The 25,135-nt window shown below is 65.3% G+C and carries 32 protein-coding genes and 1 tRNA gene; 27 read left to right on the plus strand and 6 right to left on the minus strand.

Translation table 11 applies throughout. From position 1 onward, the window contains the following. The first annotated feature begins 7 nt into the window (after nucleotides 1-7). From E3O32_RS09955 to E3O32_RS10005, 11 genes are all read left to right on the plus strand, one after another. On the plus strand, nucleotides 8-1,393 hold the full coding sequence (locus E3O32_RS09955; protein ID WP_134509062.1) for an FAD-dependent oxidoreductase: 1,386 nt from the start codon (nucleotides 8-10) through the stop codon (nucleotides 1,391-1,393). 9 nt (nucleotides 1,394-1,402) lie between these two features. Further along, complete coding sequence (locus E3O32_RS09960) at nucleotides 1,403-2,032, plus strand: prepilin peptidase (protein WP_134509064.1); 630 nt, start codon at nucleotides 1,403-1,405, stop codon at nucleotides 2,030-2,032. 493 nt (nucleotides 2,033-2,525) lie between these two features. After that, nucleotides 2,526-2,711, plus strand: coding sequence for a Flp family type IVb pilin (locus tag E3O32_RS09965; RefSeq protein WP_134509066.1), 186 nt, complete (start codon nucleotides 2,526-2,528; stop codon nucleotides 2,709-2,711). Between the two features lie 189 nt (nucleotides 2,712-2,900). Continuing rightward, on the plus strand, nucleotides 2,901-3,086 hold the full coding sequence (locus tag E3O32_RS09970; RefSeq protein WP_134509068.1) for a Flp family type IVb pilin: 186 nt from the start codon (nucleotides 2,901-2,903) through the stop codon (nucleotides 3,084-3,086). Between the two features lie 101 nt (nucleotides 3,087-3,187). After that, complete coding sequence (locus E3O32_RS09975; RefSeq protein ID WP_338145193.1) at nucleotides 3,188-3,577, plus strand: TadE/TadG family type IV pilus assembly protein; 390 nt, start codon at nucleotides 3,188-3,190, stop codon at nucleotides 3,575-3,577. After that, nucleotides 3,574-4,560 carry a TadE/TadG family type IV pilus assembly protein gene (locus tag E3O32_RS09980; protein WP_166790821.1) on the plus strand — a complete coding sequence of 329 codons (987 nt, stop codon included), beginning with the start codon at nucleotides 3,574-3,576 and terminating at the stop codon, nucleotides 4,558-4,560. Before E3O32_RS09975 ends, E3O32_RS09980 begins: the two co-directional genes overlap by 4 nt. A gap of 8 nt (nucleotides 4,561-4,568) precedes the next feature. Further along, a complete protein-coding gene (cpaB, locus tag E3O32_RS09985; protein ID WP_166790822.1) occupies nucleotides 4,569-5,306 on the plus strand; it encodes a Flp pilus assembly protein CpaB in 738 nt (245 codons plus the stop codon). Beyond that, complete coding sequence (locus tag E3O32_RS09990) at nucleotides 5,303-6,628, plus strand: CpaE/TadZ family protein (protein ID WP_134509074.1); 1,326 nt, start codon at nucleotides 5,303-5,305, stop codon at nucleotides 6,626-6,628. Before cpaB ends, E3O32_RS09990 begins: the two co-directional genes overlap by 4 nt. Beyond that, nucleotides 6,625-8,088: a TadA family conjugal transfer-associated ATPase gene (locus E3O32_RS09995; RefSeq protein WP_134509076.1), complete on the plus strand. Its 1,464-nt coding sequence runs from the start codon at nucleotides 6,625-6,627 to the stop codon at nucleotides 8,086-8,088. The genes E3O32_RS09990 and E3O32_RS09995 overlap by 4 nt, the downstream gene beginning before the upstream one ends. Beyond that, nucleotides 8,085-9,041 (plus strand): type II secretion system F family protein, encoded by a 957-nt coding sequence (locus E3O32_RS10000; protein WP_134509078.1) that lies wholly within the window; start codon nucleotides 8,085-8,087, stop codon nucleotides 9,039-9,041. The genes E3O32_RS09995 and E3O32_RS10000 overlap by 4 nt, the downstream gene beginning before the upstream one ends. Before the next feature lie 9 nt (nucleotides 9,042-9,050). Beyond that, nucleotides 9,051-9,911, plus strand: a complete 861-nt coding sequence (locus tag E3O32_RS10005; RefSeq protein WP_134509079.1) for a type II secretion system F family protein — start codon at nucleotides 9,051-9,053, stop codon at nucleotides 9,909-9,911. A 237-nt stretch (nucleotides 9,912-10,148) separates the two neighbouring features. Here the strand turns inward: E3O32_RS10005 and E3O32_RS10010 are convergent, their stop codons facing one another. Then, nucleotides 10,149-10,637: a YajQ family cyclic di-GMP-binding protein gene (locus E3O32_RS10010; protein ID WP_134509081.1), complete on the minus strand. Its 489-nt coding sequence runs from the start codon at nucleotides 10,635-10,637 to the stop codon at nucleotides 10,149-10,151. A gap of 81 nt (nucleotides 10,638-10,718) precedes the next feature. Beyond that, the gene (locus E3O32_RS10015) at nucleotides 10,719-11,735 is read right to left on the minus strand and encodes a LacI family DNA-binding transcriptional regulator (protein ID WP_134509083.1); all 1,017 of its coding nucleotides are present in this window, start codon (nucleotides 11,733-11,735) and stop codon (nucleotides 10,719-10,721) included. Nucleotides 11,736-11,889: 154 nt separating this feature from the next. Here E3O32_RS10015 and E3O32_RS10020 point away from each other — a divergent pair. Further along, a tRNA-Tyr gene (locus tag E3O32_RS10020) sits at nucleotides 11,890-11,971 on the plus strand. A gap of 49 nt (nucleotides 11,972-12,020) precedes the next feature. Here the strand turns inward: E3O32_RS10020 and E3O32_RS10025 are convergent. Further along, nucleotides 12,021-13,145 (minus strand): tyrosine-type recombinase/integrase, encoded by a 1,125-nt coding sequence (locus tag E3O32_RS10025; protein WP_134509085.1) that lies wholly within the window; start codon nucleotides 13,143-13,145, stop codon nucleotides 12,021-12,023. 205 nt (nucleotides 13,146-13,350) lie between these two features. Here E3O32_RS10025 and E3O32_RS10030 point away from each other — a divergent pair, with 205 nt between their 5' ends. Continuing rightward, the gene (locus tag E3O32_RS10030) at nucleotides 13,351-13,551 is read left to right on the plus strand and encodes a helix-turn-helix transcriptional regulator (protein WP_134509087.1); all 201 of its coding nucleotides are present in this window, start codon (nucleotides 13,351-13,353) and stop codon (nucleotides 13,549-13,551) included. Between the two features lie 29 nt (nucleotides 13,552-13,580). Here E3O32_RS10030 and E3O32_RS10035 read toward each other — a convergent pair whose 3' ends face one another. After that, on the minus strand, nucleotides 13,581-14,207 hold the full coding sequence (locus tag E3O32_RS10035) for a helix-turn-helix domain-containing protein (RefSeq protein WP_134509089.1): 627 nt from the start codon (nucleotides 14,205-14,207) through the stop codon (nucleotides 13,581-13,583). A gap of 82 nt (nucleotides 14,208-14,289) precedes the next feature. On the opposite strand from E3O32_RS10035, the gene E3O32_RS10040 reads away from it, so the two are divergent. The 12 genes from E3O32_RS10040 to E3O32_RS10090 all read left to right on the plus strand — a co-directional run bounded on the left by E3O32_RS10040 (nucleotide 14,290) and on the right by E3O32_RS10090 (nucleotide 22,021). Beyond that, nucleotides 14,290-14,490 (plus strand): helix-turn-helix transcriptional regulator, encoded by a 201-nt coding sequence (locus E3O32_RS10040; RefSeq protein ID WP_134509091.1) that lies wholly within the window; start codon nucleotides 14,290-14,292, stop codon nucleotides 14,488-14,490. Then, the gene (locus tag E3O32_RS10045; protein WP_134509093.1) at nucleotides 14,487-14,816 is read left to right on the plus strand and encodes a hypothetical protein; all 330 of its coding nucleotides are present in this window, start codon (nucleotides 14,487-14,489) and stop codon (nucleotides 14,814-14,816) included. The genes E3O32_RS10040 and E3O32_RS10045 overlap by 4 nt, the downstream gene beginning before the upstream one ends. Then, nucleotides 14,813-15,133, plus strand: coding sequence for a hypothetical protein (locus E3O32_RS10050; RefSeq protein WP_134509095.1), 321 nt, complete (start codon nucleotides 14,813-14,815; stop codon nucleotides 15,131-15,133). Before E3O32_RS10045 ends, E3O32_RS10050 begins: the two co-directional genes overlap by 4 nt. 217 nt (nucleotides 15,134-15,350) lie before the next feature. Beyond that, the gene (locus E3O32_RS10055; protein WP_134509097.1) at nucleotides 15,351-15,617 is read left to right on the plus strand and encodes a helix-turn-helix domain-containing protein; all 267 of its coding nucleotides are present in this window, start codon (nucleotides 15,351-15,353) and stop codon (nucleotides 15,615-15,617) included. Then, nucleotides 15,596-15,847: a hypothetical protein gene (locus E3O32_RS10060; protein WP_134509099.1), complete on the plus strand. Its 252-nt coding sequence runs from the start codon at nucleotides 15,596-15,598 to the stop codon at nucleotides 15,845-15,847. Before E3O32_RS10055 ends, E3O32_RS10060 begins: the two co-directional genes overlap by 22 nt. Nucleotides 15,848-16,390: 543 nt before the next feature. Further along, nucleotides 16,391-16,771 (plus strand): hypothetical protein, encoded by a 381-nt coding sequence (locus E3O32_RS10065; protein WP_134509101.1) that lies wholly within the window; start codon nucleotides 16,391-16,393, stop codon nucleotides 16,769-16,771. Nucleotides 16,772-16,773: 2 nt separating this feature from the next. Beyond that, nucleotides 16,774-19,902, plus strand: a complete 3,129-nt coding sequence (locus E3O32_RS10070; RefSeq protein ID WP_134509103.1) for a phage tail tape measure protein — start codon at nucleotides 16,774-16,776, stop codon at nucleotides 19,900-19,902. A 217-nt stretch (nucleotides 19,903-20,119) separates the two neighbouring features. Then, nucleotides 20,120-20,752, plus strand: a complete 633-nt coding sequence (locus tag E3O32_RS10075) for a hypothetical protein (RefSeq protein WP_134509105.1) — start codon at nucleotides 20,120-20,122, stop codon at nucleotides 20,750-20,752. A 2-nt stretch (nucleotides 20,753-20,754) separates the two neighbouring features. Beyond that, nucleotides 20,755-20,931 carry a hypothetical protein gene (locus E3O32_RS17260; protein WP_166790823.1) on the plus strand — a complete coding sequence of 59 codons (177 nt, stop codon included), beginning with the start codon at nucleotides 20,755-20,757 and terminating at the stop codon, nucleotides 20,929-20,931. A gap of 141 nt (nucleotides 20,932-21,072) precedes the next feature. Next, on the plus strand, nucleotides 21,073-21,357 hold the full coding sequence (locus E3O32_RS10080; RefSeq protein ID WP_134509107.1) for a hypothetical protein: 285 nt from the start codon (nucleotides 21,073-21,075) through the stop codon (nucleotides 21,355-21,357). A 22-nt stretch (nucleotides 21,358-21,379) separates the two neighbouring features. Further along, nucleotides 21,380-21,658 (plus strand): hypothetical protein, encoded by a 279-nt coding sequence (locus tag E3O32_RS10085; RefSeq protein WP_134509109.1) that lies wholly within the window; start codon nucleotides 21,380-21,382, stop codon nucleotides 21,656-21,658. A gap of 48 nt (nucleotides 21,659-21,706) precedes the next feature. Then, nucleotides 21,707-22,021: a hypothetical protein gene (locus E3O32_RS10090; protein ID WP_134509111.1), complete on the plus strand. Its 315-nt coding sequence runs from the start codon at nucleotides 21,707-21,709 to the stop codon at nucleotides 22,019-22,021. Nucleotides 22,022-22,191: 170 nt separating this feature from the next. On the opposite strand, the gene E3O32_RS10095 is transcribed toward E3O32_RS10090, so the two are convergent. After that, entirely contained in the window at nucleotides 22,192-22,548 is a 357-nt protein-coding gene (locus E3O32_RS10095) for a hypothetical protein (protein ID WP_134509113.1), read from the minus strand. A 415-nt stretch (nucleotides 22,549-22,963) separates the two neighbouring features. After that, a complete protein-coding gene (locus E3O32_RS10100) occupies nucleotides 22,964-23,311 on the minus strand; it encodes a hypothetical protein (RefSeq protein WP_134509115.1) in 348 nt (115 codons plus the stop codon). A 348-nt stretch (nucleotides 23,312-23,659) separates the two neighbouring features. Between E3O32_RS10100 and E3O32_RS10105 the strand changes: the two genes are divergently transcribed. Both E3O32_RS10105 and E3O32_RS10110 read left to right on the plus strand, forming a co-directional pair. Beyond that, nucleotides 23,660-23,977, plus strand: coding sequence for a helix-turn-helix domain-containing protein (locus tag E3O32_RS10105; protein ID WP_134509117.1), 318 nt, complete (start codon nucleotides 23,660-23,662; stop codon nucleotides 23,975-23,977). Next, nucleotides 23,965-24,783 carry a DUF3800 domain-containing protein gene (locus E3O32_RS10110; protein WP_134509119.1) on the plus strand — a complete coding sequence of 273 codons (819 nt, stop codon included), beginning with the start codon at nucleotides 23,965-23,967 and terminating at the stop codon, nucleotides 24,781-24,783. The genes E3O32_RS10105 and E3O32_RS10110 overlap by 13 nt, the downstream gene beginning before the upstream one ends. Nucleotides 24,784-25,135 lie beyond the last annotated feature (352 nt).

The following is a 25,135-nucleotide window of genomic DNA, read 5'->3' on the forward strand; positions in this document are numbered from 1 at the left end:
GGCTTCCATGACCAAGTTGCGATTGGCCATTGTCGGCGCGGGACCTGCGGGCATCTACGCCGCCGACATCCTGCTCAAGGCCGAACGGAATTTCGAGGTGTCGATCGACCTGTTCGACCACCTCCCGGCACCCTACGGCCTGGTGCGCTACGGCGTCGCACCCGACCACCCGCGGATCAAGGGCATCATCACGGCGCTGCGCGACGTGCTCGACCGCGGCGACATCCGGGTATTCGGAAACGTGCGGTTCGGCGTCGACATCACCATGGACGACCTGAAGACGCACTACAACGCGGTCATCTTCGCCACCGGCGCCGTGCGCGACGCCGACCTCAAGATCCCCGGGATCGACCTGGAGGGCTCCTACGGGGCCGCCCGGATCGTCAGCTGGTTCGATGGGCACCCCGACTACCCGCGCACCTGGCCGCTTACGGCCAGGCAGGTCGCGGTCATCGGCAACGGAAACGTGGCCCTGGACGTCTCGCGCATGCTCGCCAAGCACGCGGACGACCTGCTGCCCACGGAAATCCCGGCCAACGTCTACGAGGGGCTCAAGGCGTCCGCCGTCACCGACGTGCATGTGTTCGGCCGGAGAGGCCCGACCTCGGTCAAGTTCACCCCGCTCGAACTGCGCGAACTCGGCGAGCTGCCGGGCGTCGACATCGTCGTCTACGACGAGGACTTCGACTACGACGACGCCGCACGGGACGCGGTGGCCAGCAACAAGCAGGTCTTCGTCATCGACAAGGTCCTGAACAAGTGGCGCGAACGCCCGGCCGGCACCGCCAGCCGCCGGCTGCACCTGCACTTCTTCGCCAAGCCGGTCGAGATCGTCGACGACGGCACGGGCCGGGTCGGCGCGATCCGGTACGAGCGCACCAGGCCCGACGGGCACGGCGGGGTCGTCGGCACCGGCGAGGTCCGTGAGCTCCCGATGCAGGCGGTCTACCGCGCCGTGGGTTACTTCGGCTCCCCGCTGCCCGGTGTGCCGTTCGACAAGAAGCGCGGCGTCATCCCCAACCGCGAGGGCCAGGTGCTCTGGAAGGGCGAACCGGACTCCGGATCGGCCAGCGCCAACCAGCAGCTCTACGGCGTCTACGCGACCGGCTGGATCAAGCGAGGCCCGGTCGGCCTGATCGGCCACACCAAGTCCGACGCGATGGAGACCGTGCGGCACCTGATCAACGACCTCGGCAACTGGTGGCACCCGGCCGAGCCCTCGGAGGAGAGCGTGCTGGCGATGCTCGACGAACGCGGGATCGAGTACACCAACCTCGACGGCTGGCACCGCCTCGACCAGCGGGAGCTCGCGCTGGGCATGGCCGAGGGGCGCGCGCGGATCAAGGTCGTTCCCCGCGGCGAGATGGTCGAGATCTCCCGCGGCGAGAGGTAGACCCGCGTGGTGCCCTGGGTCGCGATCGTCGCCGGGGTGATCGGCAGCGCCCTCGGACTACCGCTCGTGAGCATCGCCGAACGGATGCTGCGTATTCGTCGACGCTTCGCCTGGCCTGTCCGGGCCGGGGGCGTCGTGGCCACAGGTGCCCTCGTCGCGCTGGTCGTCTGGAAGTTCGGACCGGGCTGGGAGCTGCCCGCGTACCTGTACCTGGCCCTCACCGCGGTGGTGCTCAGCGTGGTCGACCTCGCTGAGAAGCGGTTGCCCAATGCGCTCGTCTATCCGTCGCTACTCGTGCTGCCGGTGCTGCTGATGCTCGCGGCTGCGGCAACCGGGTCGTGGTCGGCCCTCCTGGGGGCTTTCGCGGGCGGTGCCGCACTGTTCGTGTTCTACTTCGTGCTGGCCCTGATCTCGCCGAGCGGCATCGGGATGGGCGACGTGAAACTCGCCGCAGTGATCGGCCTCGCCCTCGGCTACCTGGGCTGGTCCCCGGTGCTCATCGGTTCCTTCGGGGGGTTCCTGATCGGCAGCCTGGTCTCGCTTGTGGCTCTGGTGGGGCGCCGGATTACCCTGCGGGGCTCCCTGCCGTTCGGGCCGTCCATGCTCGCCGGCGCCTTCCTGGCTGTGCTCCTCGCCTAGAACCCGGTTGAAGACTTTTCCTCATGTGCGCCGAAAAACCCCCAGCCCGGGGGGCGGTCCGCTGGTGTGATCGGTCTACGGTGGTGGTGTCGCCAACCCGATGGCGAGTTCGCTTCACCCGAGGAGCGCTTGTGCACCTTTTTTCTGTACCCTTGCCCGATTGTCCGCGGCCCCGATCACGTGACTCCGGCGGCTTTCCGCCCGACTCCGTTCTGAACCCTCGTCCAGCCGGTATGCCGGGAGGCCCATTCAACGCGCTCGCCTGAGCCACTCGAACCGACCGGCCCTCACCCGAATGACGGCCGCACTCGCGACAGACCCTAGTCGCGAGTCATTTTCATGCGATTTTCAGAAAATATTCAGCAAACATTCAGCCACCCCCCAGACAGGGAGCCCCCGCACTGGGGCTTGGTGAGGTTTTCTCGACGAACGTAGCTTGTGGTCAATCGCCTGGTCACCCAGACCGGCCGGCCCACCCGAACGGAAACCCGAGATGAAGTTCTATACCAGGATCCAGGCCGTCATCAACAGCATGCGCACCGACGAGGAGGGCGCCACCGCGGTGGAGTACGGCCTGATGGTCTCGCTCATCGCGGTCGTCATCATGACCGCCGTCGGACTGATCGGCACCTACCTCAACACCAAGTTCGGCGACGTCGCGGCCAAGATCGGCCCCTAGTTCCGCGCCCGGCGCCCGGCGGCGCTCGGTCGGAGGCCTCCACGCCTTCAGGAAGGCCCGCCGAGACCCCCCCCCAACTTCCCCCAGACCAGTCAGGCCCGCCCTGGGAGGAGCGAACACCCCGCGGGCATCAGCATCACCTCACCACGCACGGTCGACCCGGCCGGCTTGACAGAACGGAAACCCGAAATGAAGTTCTACACCAAAATCCAGGCCCTCATCAACAGCATGCGCACCGACGAGGAAGGGGCCACCGCGGTGGAGTACGGCCTGATGGTCTCGCTCATCGCGGTCGTCATCATGACCGCCGTCGGACTGATCGGCACCTACCTCAACACCAAGTTCGGCCTCGTCGCAACCAAACTGGCGCCGTAGCACCGACAGCAGCATCCGGTCGGCCATCCGGTCGATCCGGTTCGTGCGGTGGCGGCGGCTTCCCGAGGAAGTCTCCGCCGCCCGCAACGAAAGGCAGTCCGATGATGCGCAGGCGCAGCACGGCAGGCGAACGCGGCGCAGCAGCGATCGAGTTCGCGCTCATCCTCCCGATTCTCGTCATCCTGGTGTTCGGCGTCATCGAGTTCGGTCTTGTCTTCAACGCCCAGATCTCCATCACCAACGCCGCTCGTGAGGGAGCCCGGTACATGGCCATTCACAACAATGCGGCCAACGCCAAGGTCGCCGCGCAGCACGCGGCACCCTCACTCAGCCCGTTGCTCGCCCTGGCCGGCGTCGACGTCAGCCCAGGCACGTGCGTGGGTGGTTCGAGTGTCACCGTGACAACGCACTACACCGTCGCGTTCGTCACGGGATTCTTCGGCGCGAGCATTCCTCTGACCGGCAAGGGGGTCATGCAATGCGGTGGATGAAATCTCGACTCCGCTCCGACCACGGGGCCAGCGCCGTGATGCTCGCCTTCCTGCTGGTCCCGCTGATCGGGATCGTGGGATTCGCGATCGATGTCGGAGCCCTCTATGCGGAACGTGGGCAGCTTCAAAACGGGGCGGATGCCGCGGCTCTCGCGATCGCAAAGGATTGCTCCGACGGTGTCTGCAGCAACCCGGTCGGCCTGGCCGCGAGTTACACCAACGGCAACGCCAATGACGGCGCCGCCAACGTGCTCGCCCCGGATCTATCCGTCAGCCGCCAGGTCACCGTCAGGTCCAGCACGCGCGTGGCCGGCACGAATGCGCCCGCGATCAGCCACCCATTCGCGGCGATACTCGGAATCCCGCCGTCCACTGTGGGGGCAGCGGCCACAGCGCAATGGGGTGGTGTGGGGTCTGGACGCGTGCTGGCGCTCGCGCTCTCCTGGTGCGAGTTCCAGGAATCTCTGGCGGCCTCGGGCAACCACGTGACCATCCGGACCGACACCAACAAGACCTGCAAACACTCCCCCTCGACGGAGATCATCCCCGGCGGCTTCGGCTGGCTCGACAACACCACGGCCCCGTGCGAGGCAACCATCAACCTCAGTTTGAACCTCAACGCCGCCGGAGAGCTCTGGGTCGACAGCGATCCGGGAGGGGACGCGCCGAGTGCCTGCAAGTCCCAACTGCCGACTCTCCTGGGCAAAACGGTGCTCATCCCGATCTATGACCTCACCCAGGGCTCCGGCACCAACGCCAGGTACCGCATCTATGCCTTCGCCGGTTTCACCATCACCGGCTGGAAGTTCCCCTCCGCTCAGGAGCTCGACCCGCTCGCTCCGGTCTGCGCGAGCGGTCTCACCTGCCCGAACGGCAGTTGGCGAGGCATTCAGGGCACGTTCACCAAATGGGTCTCCATCGACAACGCCTTCGGGCCCGGCGGTCCGGACCTCAACGACACCATCGTCACATTGATCAAGTAGGAGATGACATGAAAACTCGACTCATCGGCGCGATCCTGGCGATCGTCCTGGCCGTGGCCGGCACGGTAGTCCTCACGGGGTATGTCGGCGGCGCCGACGCCCGAGCGGCGGACGGTGCCGCGTTCGTGCCGGTCTACGTGGTCTCCCAGGAGATCCCCGCAGGCACGGCCGCGGAGTCCATCGGTTCATTCATCACGGTGAAACAGATTCCGGCGATCGCGGCAGTACCTGGACGCGTCACGAAACTGGGCAAACTCAGCGGGAAGGTCGCGGACACGGCGCTGAAGCCGGGTGAGCAACTCCTCGCGTCGCGCTGGGTGAGTGCCGCCGAACTGGCCACCCGCGGTGAAATCGCGCTGCCCGACGGCATGCAGACGGTCACCATTGCGCTCCCCGTTGAGCAGGTCGTCGGGGGCACCGTGACAGCGGGCGACACCGTTGGTGTCGTCATCGCGGCAACGCTGAAGGTCGCCGGCGCCTCGGAGGAGGTGTCGCTGGCCAAGCAGGTCTTCCACAAGGTCCTGGTCACCGCCGTGCAGAAGGGCTCCACGACACCGGCCGCGAAGGGCGCCGACGCGCCGACCGAACCGGTCAGCGTGATCATGATCACACTCGCCCGCACCACGCCCGACATCGAGAAGCTCGTTTGGGGACAGAAATTCGGAACCGTATGGCTCACTGTCGAACCCAAGACAGCGGATGAGACCGCCGCGGGCGTCGTTGATGGGAATGCGGTGTTCCGATGAGCCGCCTGCTCCTCGTCGGCCACAGCCATGACTTCGAAACCCGGTTGAACGTCCTCCTCGGACGCGCCCTCCGCCTTGTGAGGGGACGGTCTCTGGCCTTCGGCCCATCGGCGCTCCTCGGCCGGTTGGTGGCGGCAGACCGCCCCGACACGGCGCTTCTGGGTTCGTTCCTCTCCCGGGACGGGGTGCGGGAACTCTCGGCGGGCCTGACCAGGCTCTACCCGGGCATCGGCATCGTGACCGTTGGCGAGAACCGAGGCCCGCGGAACGGCTGGGTGGCCGAAGGGACCGTTCACCCGGTACTGAGCCGGAGCGCGGAGCGCACGGCCGTCGTCTCTGCCGGCGGCCGGGCGAGCCGGCTCGGCCGGCCCGCCCCGATGTACGGCGAGGTTCTGGCATCCGTGGTGGAACTCGAACCCGTGCTTGAACCTGCGCTGGATCCTGTCCTCGAGCCCGAGTTTCTCCATGAGCCCGCCGGGGAGCCCGAATCGTTCGTCCCCTGGGACCTCGGGCAGGCCGCCGTCGACACCGTGCCGGCGCCGGACGGTGTGCGCAGCCAGATCATCGCGGTGGTGGCGCCCAAGGGCGGCCTCGGCAAGACCACGGTCGCCACCAACCTGGCGGTCGGCCTCGCCAAACTGGCGCCGTTGTCGGTCGTAATCGTGGATGCCGACACGCAGTTCGGGGATGTCGCCACGGCCCTGTCGCTGGCCCCCACGCACACCCTGCCGGACCTGGTCACGGGCGTCGCTCCGGAGGACACCCTGGTGATGAAGACCCTCCTCACCGCTCACCCGAGCGGCTTCTACACCGTCTGCGGCGCGGACCTCCCGGCCGAGGGCGACCGGGTCACCGGGGATCAGCTCAGCCACCTGCTCCAGCAGCTCTCGTCCATCTTCCGGTTCGTCATCGTCGACACGGCCCCCGGGCTGGGGGACCATGCGCTCGCCGCTCTCGAACTGGCCACGGACGCCGTGTTCCTGTGCGATATGTCGGTGCCCAGCGCGCGCGGACTCCGCAAGGAGCTGGCGGTGCTCGCCAGCATCGGCATGTTGCCTCCCGTTCGGCACGTGGTGCTGAACCTGGCCGACCGCACGAGCGGACTCAGCGTGCGCGACATCGAGGCGACGATCGGAGTGCCCGTCGACGTGGCCATTCCGCGTTCCTCCCTCGTCGCGTTGTCGACCAACCGCGGCATTCCCGTCCTCCAGGCCAAGGGGAGAAGCCCCGCGTCGAAGGCCCTCACGGCCCTGGTGCACCGGTTCGAGCCGAGCGCTTTCCTGAAACGTGGTCATCTGCATCGAAGGGTGGTTGTCGAATGAAACTGAACGAAAGAGTGGATGCCGCGCGAGGCGCGGGTCCCCAGAATCACTTCGTCACGAGAGGAGGGACCCTCGCGCCGGCAGGAGGGGACCCGGCGGCCGGCAGGCCCGGCGGGGAAAGCCCGGCCGATCCGGGGTCGCTCCCGCTTCCCACGGCGGTGGTCGCCCCGGTCGATCCCCTCGCCGAGCTCAAGGAGCGGGCGGCCCAGGAACTCTTCGGCCGCATCGGCTCCCGGCTCAGCGATTCCAGTCTCGACGAGGAGCAACTGCACGCCCTGGCCCGAGCCGAACTGGGAAAGATCGTCTCCGCCGAACAGGTGCCCCTGAGCCGGGAGGAACGCAACAGGCTCATCTCCGAGATCGGCGCCGACGTGCTCGGCTATGGTCCGCTCGAGCGCCTGTTGAACGACGAGACCGTGACCGAGATCATGGTCAACGGACACGAGCAGATCTTCGTCGAACGACACGGGCAGCTCACCCTCAGCGACGCCAGCTTCACCAGTGAGGCCCAGCTCCGCCGGGTGATCGAGCGGATCGTTGCCAAGGTGGGTCGCCGAATCGACGAGTCCTCACCCCTGGTCGATGCGCGCCTGGCCGACGGGTCGCGCGTGAACGCCATCATTCCTCCTCTGGCAGTGGACGGATCCTCGCTCACTATTCGCAAGTTCGCGCGCGAACCACTCACCGCCGCCGACCTGGTCGGGCTCGGCACCTTGACCCCCGGCATGGCCGAGGTGCTCGAGGCATGCGTGAACGCCCGGCTCAACATCATCGTCTCCGGGGGCACCGGCACGGGGAAGACGACGCTTCTGAACGTGCTCTCCGGCTTCATCCCCGCCAATGAACGCATTATCACCATCGAGGATGCGGTCGAGCTGCAGCTGCAGCAGGACCACGTCATCCGGCTCGAGTCCAGGCCGGCCAACATCGAGGGCAAGGGCGAGGTGACCATCCGGGACCTGGTGCGAAACTCGCTCCGGATGCGCCCGGACCGCATCGTGATCGGTGAGTGCCGCGGCGGCGAGAGCCTCGACATGCTCCAGGCGATGAACACCGGCCACGAGGGATCCATCTCGACGGTGCACTCCAACTCGCCCAGGGACGCGATCTCCAGGCTCGAAACGCTGGTCCTGATGGCCGGGATGGACCTCCCGTTGCGGGCTATCCGGGAGCAGATCTCGTCGGCCATTGACGTGATCGTGCAGATCAGCCGACTGAAAGACGGCACCCGCCGGATCACGCACGTGACCGAGGTGCAGGGCATGGAGGGTGACATCGTGACGCTGCAGGATGCCTTCGTGTTCGACTTCTCCGCCGGAGTCGATGGGGACGGCCGCGTCCTCGGCCATGCGGCAGCGACCGGGGTGAGGCCTCGATTCGCCGACAAGTTCCGCGAGATGGGCATCCCCCTGTCGCCCGGAATTTTCCAGGCCGACCTGGTGACGCGGGGTCGGCGATGAGCCCCGTGCTGTACGCCGGCATCGCGGCCGGGCTGTTGGCCCTGCTCGTGCTCGTGTTCCTGGTCATCGCGCCGAGCGGGCCGAAGGTTCCGCTCGAACGTCGTCGTGCCCCCGGAACCGTCGCGGAGGCGTCGACCCTGACCAGGATGACCGATCGCACGGTGGAAGCCATCGACGTGGTGATCCGCCGCCGCGCGTCGATACCGTTCGGTGCGGCGGAACTGGAACAGGCCGGCATTCGCATGCAGCCATCCGGGTTCGTGCTCATGGTCTTCTCGGCGGCGACGGTGCTGGCGCTGGTCGGCCTTCTGCTCGGTGCGGGCACCGGCTGGACGGTGCCGCTCATGGTCGCCGGTGTGGCCTGCGCTCCGATCGGCGCCCTGGTCCTGCTGCGGATCCGCACCGCCCGGCGCCGCGCGAAGTTCGCCGATCAGCTTGACGAGTCACTGGGCCTGCTCGCCGGCGCCCTGCGCGCCGGCCACGGTCTGCTCCGCGCGGTCGACGCCGTCTCCCAGGAAACGGAATCGCCGACGACCGAGGAGTTCGCCCGGGTCGTCAACGAAACCCGGATCGGTCGTGACCTCAGCGACGCGCTGGACAACACCGCGCTGCGCATGCGCAGCGACGATTTCCAGTGGGTTGCCCAGGCCATCGCCATCAACCGGGAGGTGGGCGGCAACCTGTCCCAGGTGCTCGACCAGGTGGGGCACACCATCCGGGAGCGCAACCAGCTGCGCCGCCAGGTGAAGGCGCTCGCCGCGGAAGGAAAGATGTCCGCCTACGTGCTCATCGCCCTTCCGATCGGGGTCTTCTCCTTCCTGCTGATGACCCAGCCGTCCTATTTCAACGGCTTCCTCGGCAACATCTGGGGAACCCTGGCCCTGGTGGTCGCCGCCATCCTGCTCATCGTCGGCTCGATCTGGATGATGGCCGTCGTCAAGGTGAAGTTCTAGGAGAATTCGATGCCATCACTCACTGCCATCCTGGCCGCCCTGGCCGTCGCCGGCGGGCTCGGCGCCCTGATCGGGATCCTGGTCGGCGGGCGCGCTCCGTCACCGGCCACCGAGCCGGGTGACGCGCCAGCGCAGGGGCGTGCGTCCCGGGGCCCGCTCTCCCTCCGGGCCAGGACCCGCGTGCCCCGAGGCTATCTCGCCCGGCTCGAACGGAACGTCGTGCTGGCGGGGCGCCCGCCCGCCTGGACCGTGGACAAGATCCTGATCGCCAAACCACTCGTGGCGGCAGGCGGCGTGCTGCTGGCGGGATTGTGGATCGGCGGTGACACCTCACCGGTGCGGATCGTGCTCGGTGCCGCCCTCGTGCTGCTGTGCTTCTTCGTCCCTGACCTTCTCATGTACAGCCGGGGCCAGGAACGGCAGGAGCAGATCCAGAACGCGCTCGCCGACACCCTCGACCAGATGACCATCGCCGTGGAGGCCGGCCTCGGCTTCGAGGCGGCGATGGCGAAGGCGGCCACGAACGGCAAGGGCCCGTTGGCCGAGGAGTTCATTCGAACCCTTCAGGACATGAGCATCGGCCGCTCACGCAAAGACGCCTACCAGGAGCTCAGTGCCCGCACCTCCTCGGCCGACCTGCGCCGGTTCACCCGCTCGGTCATCCAGGCCGACACCTACGGAATCGCGATCGCCGACGTGTTGCGCGTGCAGGCAGGGGAGATGCGGATGCGTCGCCGCCAGCGGGCCGAAGAGCAGGCGATGAAAGTACCGGTCAAAGTTATTTTCCCGCTGGTATTCTGCATCCTGCCGGTGCTCTTCATCGTGCTGCTCACGCCCGCGGTGATCAGCATCACCAAGGCGTTCACCTAGGTCGCTGGGGATACGGGGCCGGTAGATCGCAGATCAGTCGGTCCCTACTCGAGGTCAGGGCCGAGCAACTCCGAGATCGCCTGCTCGAACACGCCGAGGATTGCGCCAGGCAAAGGATTCCAGCTCACCCTGCTGCAGTTGGGCTATCCGGTCGCGGTCGATGATGGCACGCGTCATTGAAACTCACGCACGTGCTGTGAACATAGTGGCGGAGACGCCTGTCGGTCGATGTCCCGGCTAGCGGAAGTTCACGAACTGCAGGGCGACCTCGAGATCCTTGCCCTTGAGCAGGGCCATCGTGGCCTGCAGGTCGTCGCGGCTCTTCGAGCTGACGCGCAGTTCGTCGCCCTGGATCTGGCTCTTGACGCCCTTGGGGCCTTCGTCGCGGATGATCTTGTTGATTTTCTTCGCGTTCTCCTGGTCGATGCCGGCCTTCACCCCGGCCTCGATCCGGAACTCCTTGCCGGAGGCGAAGGGTTCGCCGGCGTCGAGGCTGCGCAGGGAGATGCCGCGCTTGATCAGCTTCGATTCGAACACCTCGAGGATCGCCTTGACGCGCTCCTCGGAGTTGGCCTTCATGAGCACCTTCTCGCCGCTCATCTCGATCGAGGCGCCGACGTTTTTGAAGTCGTAGCGCTGGGCGACTTCCTTGTGGGCCTGGTTGAGGGCGTTGTCGACCTCCATCGGGTCGACCTTGCTGACGATGTCGAACGTTGAGTCTGCCATGCCTGCAATGTTATCGAGTGGGACGCTCCATCACGACAGCCGGGCACCGCCCGGCGGCGGAACCCGGCCGGCCGGGCCCGGTCAGCGGGGCGTCTGAGCGGTGCTCGAGCGCACGATCAGCTCAAACGGCATCGGCGTGTTCAGGTTCGGCGTGAGGTGCTTTCCCGGGCTGAGCTGGTCGAGCAGGATCTCGACCGCCTTTGCTCCCTGCCCCTGCGGGAATTGGGCGATCGTGCTCAGCCCGAAGAAGTCGGCCAGTTCGTGGTCGTCCACGCCGATCACGGAGACGTCCCGCGGCACGACCAGGCCGAGGTCCTTGGCCGCCAGGATGGCACCGATCGCCATCTCGTCGGAGGCGGCGAAGATGGCGGTCGGCCGGTCGTGCGGGTTGCCGAGGAGCTGCTTCGCCGCCTGGTAGCCGCCGCGCATCGTGAAGTCGGCCGTCATGAACAGTTCGGCGGCCGGGGTGATCCCGGCCGCGTCGAGCGCGTTCTCGTAGCCGACCCGCCGGTTCGTCGGCAGGTGGAAGTCCAGGTCGAGGTCCTTGTTGCCGCCGATGTGCGCGATCCGGGTGTGGCCGAGCGACAGGAGGTGCTCGGTGGCCAGCCGCGCGACGGCGACGTCGTCGATGGTGAGGGTGCGCACTCCCTCGATCGGGCCGCCGACGCCGACGAGGGGCTTGCCGAGCGCATGCAGGCTGGTCACCTCGGTCGCCGTCAGCTCGAGCGAAATGGCGATCACGGCATCCACTCGCTGGCGAAGCAGGAAATGGTCGAACACGCTGCGGCGCTCGGCGCCGCCGCCGGTGAGGCTGTACAGGGTGAGGTCGTAGCCGTTGTTGAGCAGGGACTTCTGGGCGCCCTCGACCACGCTGGAGAAGAACCAGCGGTCGAGGAACGGAACGACGACGCCGATGTTCTTCATCCGCCCGGAGGCCAGGCTCGACGCCGTCGACGAGACGACGTAGCCCAGTTCGTCGGCCGCCGCTTCCACCTTCAGCCGGGTGGCGGGGGAGACATGGCCGTTGCCGCTCAGGGCGCGCGAAACCGTGGCGGTGGACACGCCCGCGTGACGGGCGACCTCGTCGATGCCGACCATGGGGTTCCTAACGGCGGTGAATTTGAGCCTTCATCGATCATATCGACCGGCGGATGTGCGCCGATCCCGGCCTTGATTTCTCACTGGGGCCAAAACTCTTGTATTCTGTCTGAGCGTCTCCGGTCACGTGTTCACATATGGTCGGGTGCGTATTGGCAAGTTACCCAAGTGGCCAAAGGGATCTGACTGTAAATCAGCCGTCTTAGACTTCGGGGGTTCGAATCCCTCACTTGCCACCGTGCCTAACCCCCGGAATCCCTGTGTTTCCGGGGGTTTTTGCGTCTCTCAGGCCTCTTTCCCCCACGAGAACCCCACAATTGTTTCGGCGCGCACCGCATCCATCCGCTCGGAAACGGCGTCGAGGTCGTCTTCGAACAGGTCCGCGTAGGTGTCGAGCGTCATCGCTGCTGAGGCGTGGCCGAGCATCCGCTGCACTGCCTTGGGGTTCGCGCCGGCCGAGATGGCCAGGCTTGCCGCGGTGTGGCGGAGGTCGTGCGGGGTGATGAGCGGGAACGTGCCATCGTCCTTCTGGGCGGCCTGCACTGCCCTGATGAACCATCCGCCCTCGGTGTTGGACCGTGGGAAGTGGACATCGCCGGCACCGAACACCAGCTGCCCCCGGGTCTTCCCTTCGCACGCTCGAGCGAGTGGCACAGACAGGAAGCTCGGGTACGGGACGCTCCGGCGCTCGTGAGTCTTCGGGGTGCCGACAACGACCTGGCTGCCGATGAGGACGGCATTCTCCTCGATAAGCATCCGCCGGCGGAGCGCGTCCAGGCACGATAGGCGCAGGCCGATGGCTTCACCCCAGCGGATGCCGGTGTAGGCGAGCACGTAGACCAATGTGGAGTGCTCGGCGGCGTGCATCGCGAGCAGTTCGACTTGGGCGGCCGAGAGGTAGGCGCGCTTCTTCTTCCCCTTGCGTGGGAGCTTGACACCGCGGGCCGGGTTGGACGAGATCCGTTTGTCGAGTACGGCGATGTCGAGAATGGCGGCGAGCACGCCGAACGCTCGGATGACGACGGTCGCCGAGCGAGGCTTCCCGCCGTTCGCCGTGAACTTCGTCACCCACGACTGGACTTCAGAGTGTCGGATCTCTCCGATGCGTCGCGTGCCCCATGCCGGCTCCACGTGCACCCGCCACGCGGTCTCCACCGTGCGGAGGGAGGACGGCTTGAGGTGTGACTGGTTGGCCATCCATTCGACGCCGAGCTCGTGGATGGAGAGCTTCGCGGTCTTCGGGTCGACGTACTCGCCGCGGTTCGTCGCGACCGTGATGTCGGCGAGGTAGTCCTCAGCGTCTTTCTTGCGCGCGAATCCGCCCTTCTCGCGCGACTGCCGGGCGGGGTCGCGATACCGGACCCGGTAACGCTTGCCGGCGCCAGTGCCGTAAGAGGTGATGCTGCCCATGTTGTGCTCCGTTGTTCGTAGCTGCCGGGTGGCCGCTACTCCTAAGCCATGCGGCGGATCCGTCGGCCGTGCGTTGGTCGGGTGAAAATCACTGGATTTGGAGGTGGTGGAGATTTCCGCCGCATGGCCCCTTAGTGGGACCACCCATTGGTCTCTCCGGTGGCGACTTGACGGTCGCGGCCGGATCCCGGATCGAAGGAACACCATGCCCGTCTACCTCACCCCCGACCAGGTCGTCCTCATGCTCCCCGGAGTCTCGCGCGGCCAGCTCGCCCAGCTCCGATTCCACGGGAAGGGCCCTAAGTACCGCAAGCCGACCGCCAAGACCGTCCTGTACGTCCAGTCCGAAGTGGTGGCGTGGGTGGAGAGCACGACGTGCGGCGGCACTGGGACAGGGGCCGCGTGAGGCGCTGACGAGGCGGTAGGCGTGAGGCATCAGAACACCGCACCTACGTCGTCGAGATCAACACCGTTGCTCCGCAGGGCGTTGTCCGTTGTGTACAGCTGAGCTTGCAGAGCGCGGATCTTCTCGTTGGCATCGCGCTCGGCGTCCTCATCCGGGCGGCGCCCTTCGTCTTGGGCGGTCTTGCGCAGTTCAGCCAGTTCCCGTTCGACCTTCGCAAGCTGCACATGGAGGCTGCTTCGGTGGCGCAACGTCTCAGCCACCAGTTGGTCAAAGAACGCCGGATATCCGCCCTCCAGGAGCGGTGAGCCGTCTACGTGCGCGTTGAGGCTACGCACGTCACTCGTGCCGCCGAACCACTCGCGGGCCAGCCAAGCCAGCGCTTTGGCCTCGAACCCTTCACCATCGGTGAGAACCATCTCGTAGTAGGGCTTCGTGACATCGAACACTAGATCCGCTGGTGATACGTGGAGGACGAGTGCGATCGCCATGAGTTGACGGACAGTCAGATCATCCTTCCGCCCATTCTCGAGGTTCGCCACAATCGACCGCGTGAGGCCGAAGCCGGCCTTTTCTGCCAACTCCTCGGCGCTCATCTTGAGGTGCTTCCGATACTTCGCGATCTTCGCGCCTGGATTATAGGAGAAAGTCTTGGCCATGCGATACACATTAGACGCGTTTCTGTGTATTGTGAAGTCATACACAAAACGTACGGTTCTGTGTAATCAGTTAGGAGTTGTCATGGCTACATATCTCTCCATCGCCCAGGTTTGCGAGATGATCCCCGGCATGACCAAGGGAACGCTCTCGCAGCTGCGATTCCGAGGCGAAGGCCCCAAGTACCGCAAGCCGACGCCCCGCAATGTCGTCTACCTCGAGTCGGAAGTCATCGAGTGGGTCGAAGGAACGGCGCGCATCGGGACCGCACTCAAGTCCGCATGATCACCACCGTGCACGAAAAAGCCCTCGCATGCCTGGCAGGGCAAAACGAGGGCGAAGTAACCGAGTACCGAACTAAGGAACCGATCAACTTGAATAAGAATACCAGTGTCACCAGCACCACCGCCAGGGTCACGACCACACCGAAGGCTCAGGCATGGCTCGACGGGCTCTTCGATCGCTTGAAGGTCGCGCCCGTGACCGTCGCCACCGCGGCCGGCTTCGTCGTCAAGCCCGATTCACTCTTGCTCAAGTCCCTCTGCAATGCAGATGAAGCCCGCCACATCGACCGCGCCCGGTTCGCTATCAACGCGGGGGTGTCCCTGTGATTCTCCACCTCGTCGCAGCCAACAACGGCCCGTTCATCTACCTCGACGCGCGAGAGGACTACTTGAGCCCCGCGGATGCTCGCGATCTTGGGACCCGGCTGCACCGCCTGGCCGCCGAAGCCGATCCTCCCGTCGCAGAACCCGATGAGCCGATCCTGTACGCCGTCAAGGGAATGTCGGGCGTTGACGAGTGTGTGGTGGTCGTCTCCGAAGAGTGGGGCGCCACAATCCCGATGTCGGCGCCCGACGCACGACAGCTCGCGACGCACCTGATCGTGCTCGCGGATGAGCTTGATTGCGCCGAGGTGGCCGAATGACCGGCAGTCCGGGCATAAGTCTGGTCGACATTGCTCGCCGCGTCGTGGCAGAACACGCGGCCGGGAACACAGCGTTCCGGGCGACCGACGCGTTTCAGCGTGCCGACGGCAGTATCCGCGAGCGAGTGCGCGCAGGAGTGGTGAGTGATGAGTGAGCATCTCAGCACGCAACTGGGCATGGGACCTCAGTTGGACCCGGGAGGGGTTGAGTTTCCCGATGAAGGAGAAGCTCACGATTCTTTGCCTGGCGGAATTCGAGAATCCGGAATACGGGTATGCGTTTCCGAGCCACGAGACGATCGCGGAGCGCACGGGTCTGAGTACTCGGACGGTGCAGACGCACATGAAGACGCTTGTTCTGTTCGGCGCGGTGACGATCGAGAAGAGGCGAAGCGGGGGCAAGTGGCTGCGGAACGTCTACCTGCTGAACGTGCCCGATTCGTATCGGCAGAAGGATCCGGAATGGCTGAGGTGGCACGAATGAACCGGAAAGGATTGCCGGATTCTCTATCCACCATCGGCAATTCGGGTGCTCACCATCGGCAATTTGGGTACAACGAACCGGAAATGCTCGCGCATCGGACCGGAAAGAACTGCGCACTATCAGTTAGGGACCAGTTACTTGATCAGTTATCTGTGATCAGGGTCAATTTCTCCGAAATCGACCGCGCCCATTCCTGCATTCGATTCTTCGATCTGGAGGAGGCCGCATGACGATTCCACGGGTTCGTCGCAAGATCAGCCGGGAGCTCGATCACGGCGTGCGGTGCGAGCGTCACGTGGGGGAGGTGTACCCACCGCGGTGCGCGGACTGCGATCGTGCGGACGCTGGCTCAGTGATCGATCGGGGCGAGACCATGCGCCTCTCCGCGCTCATCCGGGGGGCCGGCTACATCCCGGGCAGTGAGTGCCCCCTGCACCCGAACTACCCGCGGCCGTGCGATCGGTGCAAGCGGGATCTGGAGCAGGGCCCGGTGGCCGCATGACCGGTTCAATCGTCGCCCCTGGATGGCCCACCGACTCAGGCCCGTTGCAGGCATTGCACAGGCTCGGAATTCTGCGCGACCTCCGCAGCCGCCCGGTCTGGATTCAGTTTCCCAAGACCATCACCGACAGCGACGGCGTAGTCACCTACAAGGGATCCGCCTACTTCCTGAATGCCCGGGGGCTCCGAGCCCTCGCCGCGCTCACATTCGAGGGGTGGTCTGTGGCCGTGAACCCCACAGGCGAAGCCCGCGGTCTCGACGTCATTATTCGGTGCGAACGATGACCGCCGGCGGCTTCTTCCTCCTCGACGACGAGGGCATGCCGGTGGAGTACGTCGACGTCGCGGCATTCGAGAAGCGCGAGCGGATCATCGCGAACGTGATCGCCATCCAGTCGCGGGATCCGGATGCGGCCCTGGAGTTCATCATCGACTCGTTCAAGACCCCGGGGGAGCCGGAGCACGTCCGCCTCAACCTCGCATGCGGCGTGCTCTTCCAGCTTGCCACCGCCATCCTCGGCCCGTTCATGACCTTGGCCGAGGCCACCTACCCCCAAAACGACTACGTGGGCGACCTGCTCGCGTTGACGAACCGAGAGTCTCTGCAGGGTGACCTCTCCAACCCCGAGGGTTCGCCCTCAGAAGGAGACTAAACATGTTTGAAGCTGGCGCGATTGCATTCCGCCTGGCCATGGTCGGGGCGGAGGTGTTCAAGCGAGACGCGAAGAATGCCGACCAGTCGGTCAAGGAACTGGGTGACTCAGCCGAGAAGGCGGCGAAGAAGGTCGGGCCTCTCGGAGACGAGGTCGATAAGTCCGGAAGGGCGGCGAAGGGCGCCCAGGGTCCGCTCGATGAGACGGGCAAGTCGACGAAGAAGCTCGGCGACGAGAACACGGTCGCGGCGCCCAAGGTCAAGCAGACCGGCGCCGAGCTCGATGCTCTGAAGTCGAAGTCGGACGCCGCAGCGAGGACCATCGGCGTGACCGCGATGGGGATCGGCGCAGCTCTCACCGCCATGGCAGTCCTGACGGTGTCGTCTTTCGCCACATTCGACGCCAGCATGTCCAAGACCGCCGCTGCGACGATGGCGACCAGCCAGCAGAAGGAGATACTCAGCGCCGCGGCGCTCGACGCCGGCGCGGCGTCCATCTTCTCGGCGAAGGAAGCGGCTGACGCGGAGACGGAACTGGCCAAGGCTGGCTTGAAGACCAGCGAGATCGTCGGCGGTGCCCTGAACGGGTCGTTGGCCCTCGCGGCGGCCGGCCAGCTCGGCGTCGCCCGCGCGGCTGAGATCTCGGCCACCGCCTTGACCGTCTTCAAGCTCAAGGGCGACCAGGCCTCCCACGTCGCTGACCTGCTCGCCGCAGGCGCTGGCAAGGCTCAGGGCTCCGTCGATGACCTCGCGCTCGGCCTCGACTACGTCGGCGTCACCTTCGCACGCCTGAATATCCCGCTCGAGGACACCGTGGGGACGCTTGCCCTGCTGGCATCGAATGGTCTGCTGGGCGAGAAGGCTGGCACGGGTCTGCGCTCTGTCATCTCTTCCCTGACCCAGCCGGTCGCCAAGGGCGCAGAAGTGATGAAGCAGTACGGCATCAACGTGTTCGATGCACAGGGCAACTTCATCACCATGGCCGGTGTAGCGGAGCAGTTGAAGAATGGCCTCGGCGGCCTAGACGAGCAGACCCGCTCTGCAGCGCTCGGTGCCATCTTCGGTGCGGAAGCGGCCAGCGCCGCCGGCATCCTCTACTCTGCTGGTGCCGCGGGCGTTGACAAGTGGACCAAGAGCGTCGATGACCAGGGCTACGCCGTCAAACAGGCTGCTATGGCTGCTGACAACCTCACCGGCGACATCGAACGCCTCGGCGGGTCGATGGACACCGCCCTCATCAAGACCGGATCCTCGGCAAACGACAGCTTGCGCGGCATGGTGCAGACCGTTTCCGGACTCGTCGACTGGTACGGCGGGCTCAACAAGGAGGTACAGGGGACGACGCTGGCGCTCGGCGTGGGCACGGCGGCGGTCTTCTTGCTCAGCGGCACGCTGCTGCTCGGGATTCCCAAGGTCGTCGCCTACCGCGCCGCCCTCACCACGCTCCGCGGCGAAGTCGGGTTCGTGGACAAGGCCGCGGGCGGGCTCAAGGGCACCCTCGGTGTTCTCGCCACAGTCGCCCTCACTGCATGGGCAGCGCAGACGATCGGGAACCTGGCCGACATGGCCCGCGAGGCCGCCGGCGTGAAGCAGACCGTGGATAGCCTCACGAAGTCCCTCGACGCCGTTGGAACGAAGAAGACGGTCGACGTTGCCGTCAACGCGATGGGCATCAACCAGCTCTCGCAGCTGACTGATGGCGGGTTCTTCTCCGACCTCACCAAGGGTGCCTCTGAATCCGCTGAGAAGCTGGCGGTCTGGAACACCAGCCTGTCCCTCGCCGGGGTCACCACCAACCTGGCGACGTCGAAGATGAAAGCGCTCGACCAGACCATGGCGAAGCTTGTCGGCGAGGGCAAGACGCAGGAAGCGGCCGATCTCTACGCTGAGTTGGCATCGCGAACCAATGGGTCCAGCGAGGCGCTCGGCCGGCTCGACGCGCTGCTGCCGGGATACCAAGACGCCATGAGCGGGGCGAACGACAGCACCGCTGATGCCGCGGACAAGACGGGTCTCGCAGCCACCGCGACCACGACCCTCGCAGAGGCGACGGACGCCGCGACGAAGGCACACGACGACTGGATCGAGGCGGTCGCCGGATCGGATGCGTCATTCATCAACCTGGTCGGTGGGTACGACGCTGTCATCGAGAAGAACAAGGCGGTTGCAGAGTCGACCGCCGACTCAACGGAGGACAGCTCCGACTCGTGGAGTGACTACTACGACGGGTTCGAAGTCAACCTGGGCGACTACCTCGCCCAGCTTCAGTCCCAGGTGGACGCCCAGTCCGACTGGGAATCGAACATGGTCAAGCTCTCCGGACGGGTCTCGCAGGGGGTCCTTGACGAACTCGCGAAGCTGGGCCCGGAAGGTGCCCCGCTCGTCGCGGACCTCGTCAACGCCTCCGACGTGGAACTCGCCACAGCCGAAACCCTCTTCGCTCAGCGCGCAGCCACGGCGACCGGGGCATTCGCGACCACCCTTTCCAACTCGTCGGTCGTCATCGCGGCGGCCGCAGCACAGCTTGGGCAAGGTGCCGCCGATGAGATCACGACCAAGCTCTCCTCGGGCACCGCGACGGTCGAACAGATCCTCACTGACTACGGGATCAAGATCGACGGATTCCAGCCCTCGATCAACGTCGAGACGGCGAGGGCTACCGCGAAGATCGCCGCCCTCTACGCATTGATCACCAAGCCGGGCAGGGTCGGTGGCCAAGGTCCGCTCCTGTCGCTCGGTGACGCGTTCAGCCAGGCGAATGGCGCGGTTGTTTCGTACCACGCCAACGGATCCGTGTCCGAGCATCACACCGCGCAGATCGAGCGCGCGGGCGCAATGCGCGTCTGGGCGGAACCGGAGACGGGCGGGGAGGCGTACATCCCCCTGGCTGGGTCGAAGCGGGGCCGGTCTACGGCGATCCTCGCAGACGTCGCTGATCAGTTCGGTTACCAGCTGGTCCCGGCAGGCGCGCAGTCGTTCGCTGCGGGCGGCACCTCGGGCGGGCGCAAATCTGCAGCCGCTGGCTCAGTTTGGACAGGAGACCTAAACGTCACCACGTCGCCGGGAGAAGACCCGCGCATCCTCGCCACGCAGATCGCTCGCATGTGGGCCAATCAGATGGCGGGCCACTAGTGGCCATGAGGGTTCGCATTGCCAGTCACGTCTTCACCGAGGTGGGCGAGGGCCTGGCTGGCAGCGTGAGCGCCCTGCAGATCCTGCCCGCCCCGCGGGACACCCAACGGCTCAGATGGCCACCAGCGCCGCCCCAACAGCAGCCACCGTACTTTCGGCATCCACCCGGATGCCGGGCACCACGTCGACAACCGTCGGCACCCACCAAGGAGACACCATGACCGACCAGACCAAACCCACCATCACCCCCGAAGAAGCAGCGGCCGACCTCGCTCGACTCGAGCAGAAGGCAATCGACGGCGGCGACGTCACCGTTGCCGACCTGACCGCAGCTCGCGAGCGCATCACCCTCGCCAGACTGTTCCACAAGGGAATCGAGGGACGTGCTCAGGACAAGCGGATGCAGGAAGCAGATCAGCTCCGCGCGAAGACCAAGACGGACGTGGCGAAGTGGTTCACCGACGGCGAGTACATCGACCCCCTCGTCGCCTACGACCAGGCGGTAGCGGCCCTTGAGCACCTCGTGAAGGTCATCGATCGCGATGGCGAGCTTCTCACTGAGGCGTACCGGGCCATGGACCGCGGTGGGATCTACATGAACGGAGGGGATGGCCAGAACCACCGTGACTTCGACGAGCGGAACCACGCCGCCCTCGGTTCCGGCACGGTCGGGGCTGTTGTGCTCGGTGGCGTCATGTACTCCCGCGAGCAGAGCGCTGGAGATTGGGTGCGCGCTGCAGCACTGACGGTCGCCAAGGCGCACGAGGGGCTCCCCATCCGCGGGCTCGGCCGCCTCGACAACATCGTCGAGGGCCAGCTCCCCGCAACCATTCGGAACCGGGCCGTCTGACCATGCAGGAGTCGCGGCGCGGCGCGATCGACGCACGGCTGGCCGACATGGAAGCGAAGGCCGCAGCCGACCAGGCTCACACGGCAGCGGCCGAAGCGGAAGCTGGAGCCCAGCGGGATACGGGCGCAGAGCTGACGGCCGCCATCGACGCGCTACGGGTCAAGTTCAGCCACGCGTAGTCTCACCCCATGAACTCCGCCGTATCCCAACCTGACCACGCTGCAGGGCGTGGGGGATGCGGCGGACGCGGGTGCCGTCTCCTGGGCGGCACCCGCACCACCCCCACTTACCTCAACCCACACCTGACGGAGGATCGACACATGATCGACGACATCATCAAGCGTTCGAAGCGCGAGACCGCGAAGGCCAAACTGGCGGCAACGAGTGAACTCTACAAATGGCGCACCGAGGAGCTCGCCAAGATCGAGGCACTCGGACTCGACGGCGGAGCACTCGCTGCTGCGAAACGTGGGCTCAACCTAGAGATGGTCAAGCGCCACAAGGCTGGGGAGAGTCGCGCGAAGTCGCAGAATACAGTGGTCAAGCTCATCGAGCGTGAGATCCGTGAAGACATGGAGCGAGAACGTGCAGCGCGCCCGGACTAGCTGGCCAGCGCGGGATGACGCCGTGGCATGGGCGACGCTCGCAAACCGGGCGATGCAGTTGGAGATGCTCAAGGTCGACCAAGTCGAGAATGATGCTTGGATGTTGACGATGCGCGCGCTGGTCGCTGAGCATCTGGACTATGACACGTTCACCGCTCGGCGCATGGCTGCCCTCTCAGACCGCCTCAGGCGCCGCAAACTCGCCCAGACCAACCTCCGCTACAAGTACGGGCTCAAACAGCGCAGAGGCAGCCTCGTGCGCCTCGACGTGAAGCGTTACCTCGCGGGGCGGGTGGCGTAGGTCAGCCGTGGGTCGTCCTACGCTGGGGGTGACATTCAAAGGAGAACCATGGGAACGCTCAGCTACGGCGACATCAAGGTCGATCTCGACGACTTCAGCCTGTTCCATCTCGACGTGCTGCTAACCAGGCTGCGCGGAGCGACCTTCCAGCTGCATGTTGGTCTCGGCGCCGCTCGCGACGGAAACCTCCTGTCTCTCGCAGTCACCCCAGGTGTCGCCCTTGCACTCGAGTACGCGAACACGCCGGAGCTCACGCTCGACATGGAGGCGATCAACTATGCAGTGTTCCAAGTCCAGAGCGGCGGCTTCGTATCTGTCCCGTTCCCGTCCAAGAGCGATAGCAGCAAAGCCCCTACTGGCTAGAGGGATTGCCCCAGCTTGAGGGCGCGCGTTGACGTACAGGTGTACACGGCTGCGCACGTTTGCTCCCGAATGTTCGACAGGGGCACGATCTGCCGTTCGCCGTCGTGCCCTTGACGTACACGCGCACACGCCACGCGCGTGCGCGTAGGCGTGACCAGTGCGCACCAAAGTCAGCGGTATTGCCCTTTGTGGTGCCGGTTCACGTTGTAGATCGCGTACGAAAGTCGCTTCTCTTGGCGGGTCATGCTGCCATCTGGTCGCTGGGTCAGGGGGAGTGCGAGGTATGCCCGGAGTAGTTCGTCTTCGCGGTCGACTCGCACGGCCCACTGGTCGATCTGTCGTGCCTGTGTGGCTACGGCTGCGGCGCCGAGGTTCTCGAAGTACACACCGTATTCACGCGCGATTTTGGACACGACGCCTGTTGAGATCCCGAACTCGCGGGCTAGCTCGTTCCGGCCGGCGCCCATGCTGATCCGGCCAGCGATGCGGCGGCGGGTCTCGGTGGGGATGGGTGTTGGTTTCGGCATGGGCGCTCCAACAGGATTCGGGTCAAGCGGAGGGACAGTCCGGCTAGACAAGGGGGTATGCGAACTTCGCATGTCCCCCAAGCTTGGTCGTGCTGCGCGTGCTTGGCAATAGGTGGCAGATTTACACGTTGAGCCCTGATCTGGATCATTTCGTTGGGGTCAACGAAATGGTCAGGGACGTCTTCGCGACCTCGCGGAATCATCCGTCGACCATCTTCCCGGGGTGCGAAAATGGCCGACCCGCTGCGTGATGGCCCAAGGGTCTCAATTTGGGTGACCCCCTTCGGTATGGGGGATCATTTTCGTGGGGTCACGAAAATGGTCGGGCTTGGGGCGAGGGGGCATGCGAAGTTCGCAGGCCCTTGCGCATGGGGATGATTTAGGCGCGCCCCTGAAATGTCCGGAGCCGGCAGCGTCACAGCTCGAGGGCGTCCAGCCGATCGGCCAGGGACCGCAGCCACGCCGGGAAGGCTTCGTAGTCGTCGGCCGCCTTGCGATACTCCGCCGCGGACATCAAGTCGCCGTCGGCGCCGGCGTGGATGTCGCCGACCGGTGGTCTCCCATCCGAGTACACCGAGAGTGCAGCTTCCACGGTGCCGCCGTCGAAATCTGCGGCGACGTAGACCTCGTGACGCCACTCGGCGCGGGTCTGGAGGGGGTCGTGGTACCGACGCGTGCAGCCCTCGAACTCGCAGGGGGTGTCCCAGGTGCGGTCAGATCTCTCGGCAGGTGCATCGTCTGTGGGGGCGCCGGTGTCGGTCATGGCTTCCTTCGGTCAGGGCGGCACGCCGGGCAGTGGCAGCCTCCGGATTTGTGATCAAGCCTGAGCTGTGCGCGTCTTGAATGCAAGGCTCTGGCGACCCCCTACGCTGGCCGCTATGAGACAGACGGCGGCGCCCGGAGCGGTAGTCGACAATGCACCCCCAGTGCGCACCCGTGAGGAGTGCATCAAGGCGGCCGCGGTCTCCTTGGCGAACTGCTACCGGATCCTTTACACCTATCCCATCGAGGAAGCAGCACGGCGCGCAGTGCGCCCAGGCGGCCCGACATACGAGCAGTTGCTCGTGCGGATCGCCGTCAAGCGGGAGAAGTACCTAGTGACCTCACCAGCATGACCGAGCAGCTGGATCCTCAGCCCTCGACGATCGAGGCACTCATTCGCCAGGTCGTGCGCGAAGAAGTGCGGGCGCAGCGGGACGCTGACGCGGCAAGGGCCCGGCCAGAGGTCGCCATCGTTGACCCGTTGCGCCTGTACTCAGTGACGGCCGCCTCCGGGATCCTCGCGATGTCCAAGGTGTGGGTCTACAAGCAGATCCGAGAGGGCCATCTCCCTGTCGTGGAATTTGGACACACGCGGCCGCACCAACGGATCCGTGCAGTCGACCTGCAGCGGTTCATCGAGGATCGGGTATTCCTGTGCTCGGACTGACTGGACTCGACGGGTGCGCGTCGCTTGCCACGCCAGCCGTTGCCGCCAACGTCACAGCCGTGGTGCAGGATGGAGTCATGCTGCATGCGTTCATCGATGAGACAGGCGACCGCGGGATCACGCCGAGAGCATCAGACCATTTCATTCTGACCGCCGGTGTCGTTCGTGATACGAATCGTCACCTTGTAAATCCATTCCTTGAGTCGATCAGAACCGGCCTTCGAAAACCCTCAGGCTTCTATCTGACCTGGAAGAACATCCGATCTCATCAGGATCGCGTTCACATCGCTCAAGAACTCGGCAAGCAGACGTGGCTGAAGAAGGTCTCCGTCATTGCATGCAAGCGGCATCTGCCGGCCACGCAGATCAACCAGAGCCAGATCTATCTCTATCAACTCCGCTTCATGTTGGAGCGTCTTTCCTGGTTAGCGAGAACGAACAATGAGGTGCTGCATTTCACCATCGCGCAAATTCCGAGAGTGAGTCAGTCAGATCTTCGCGAGTACGAGCACGTACTTGCCCGGCAGTCTGGCTGTCAGATCCATTGGGCATCGCTGGATCGGAAGGGGGGGTCAATCGATCAGCCACAAAGGCTCGAAGAACTGCAGCTCGCGGACCTACTCGCATCAGCCACTGGAGCAGCATTCAATGCTGACCGATGGGGGAACACGGAACAGCGCTATGTGCAGTGTCTGGCGCCGCGCCTTTACCGGCATGGCAGCAGCCCGTTGACGTCCTATGGGATGAAGATGCATCCGTGGACGGACGCAACAAAGGCCGCGTATCCATGGATCGCGACCTTGTAGCGCGTGTCGACCGGCAATTACCGCTCAGCGGGTGCAACTTGACAGCTGCTGACGGTCACCCACGCAGATTCAGGTTAACACAGGCATCGGTCCTTCTCTAGGAGGCTACGAGATAGAAAAACAATATGCGCCTCACGGCGTACCCCTTCAACGGCCGTGTGATGGTGCCTGGGCGACCATTCAGCGAGTATCCGCGATGATGCCGCCCCACCGAAACCCCACAACTCCCCACAATTCAAACGTGATCCAAGAATCCAAGCGGCCTCTAAACCCTTGATATTCCGCGGTTGTGCTGAGTCTCCCGCGTGAATCCGGGGCTGTTTAGCGGGTTCGAATCCCTCACTTGCCACTC

It is taken from the genome of Cryobacterium mannosilyticum (assembly GCF_004402705.1).
GTDB lineage: Bacteria > Actinomycetota > Actinomycetes > Actinomycetales > Microbacteriaceae > Cryobacterium > Cryobacterium mannosilyticum.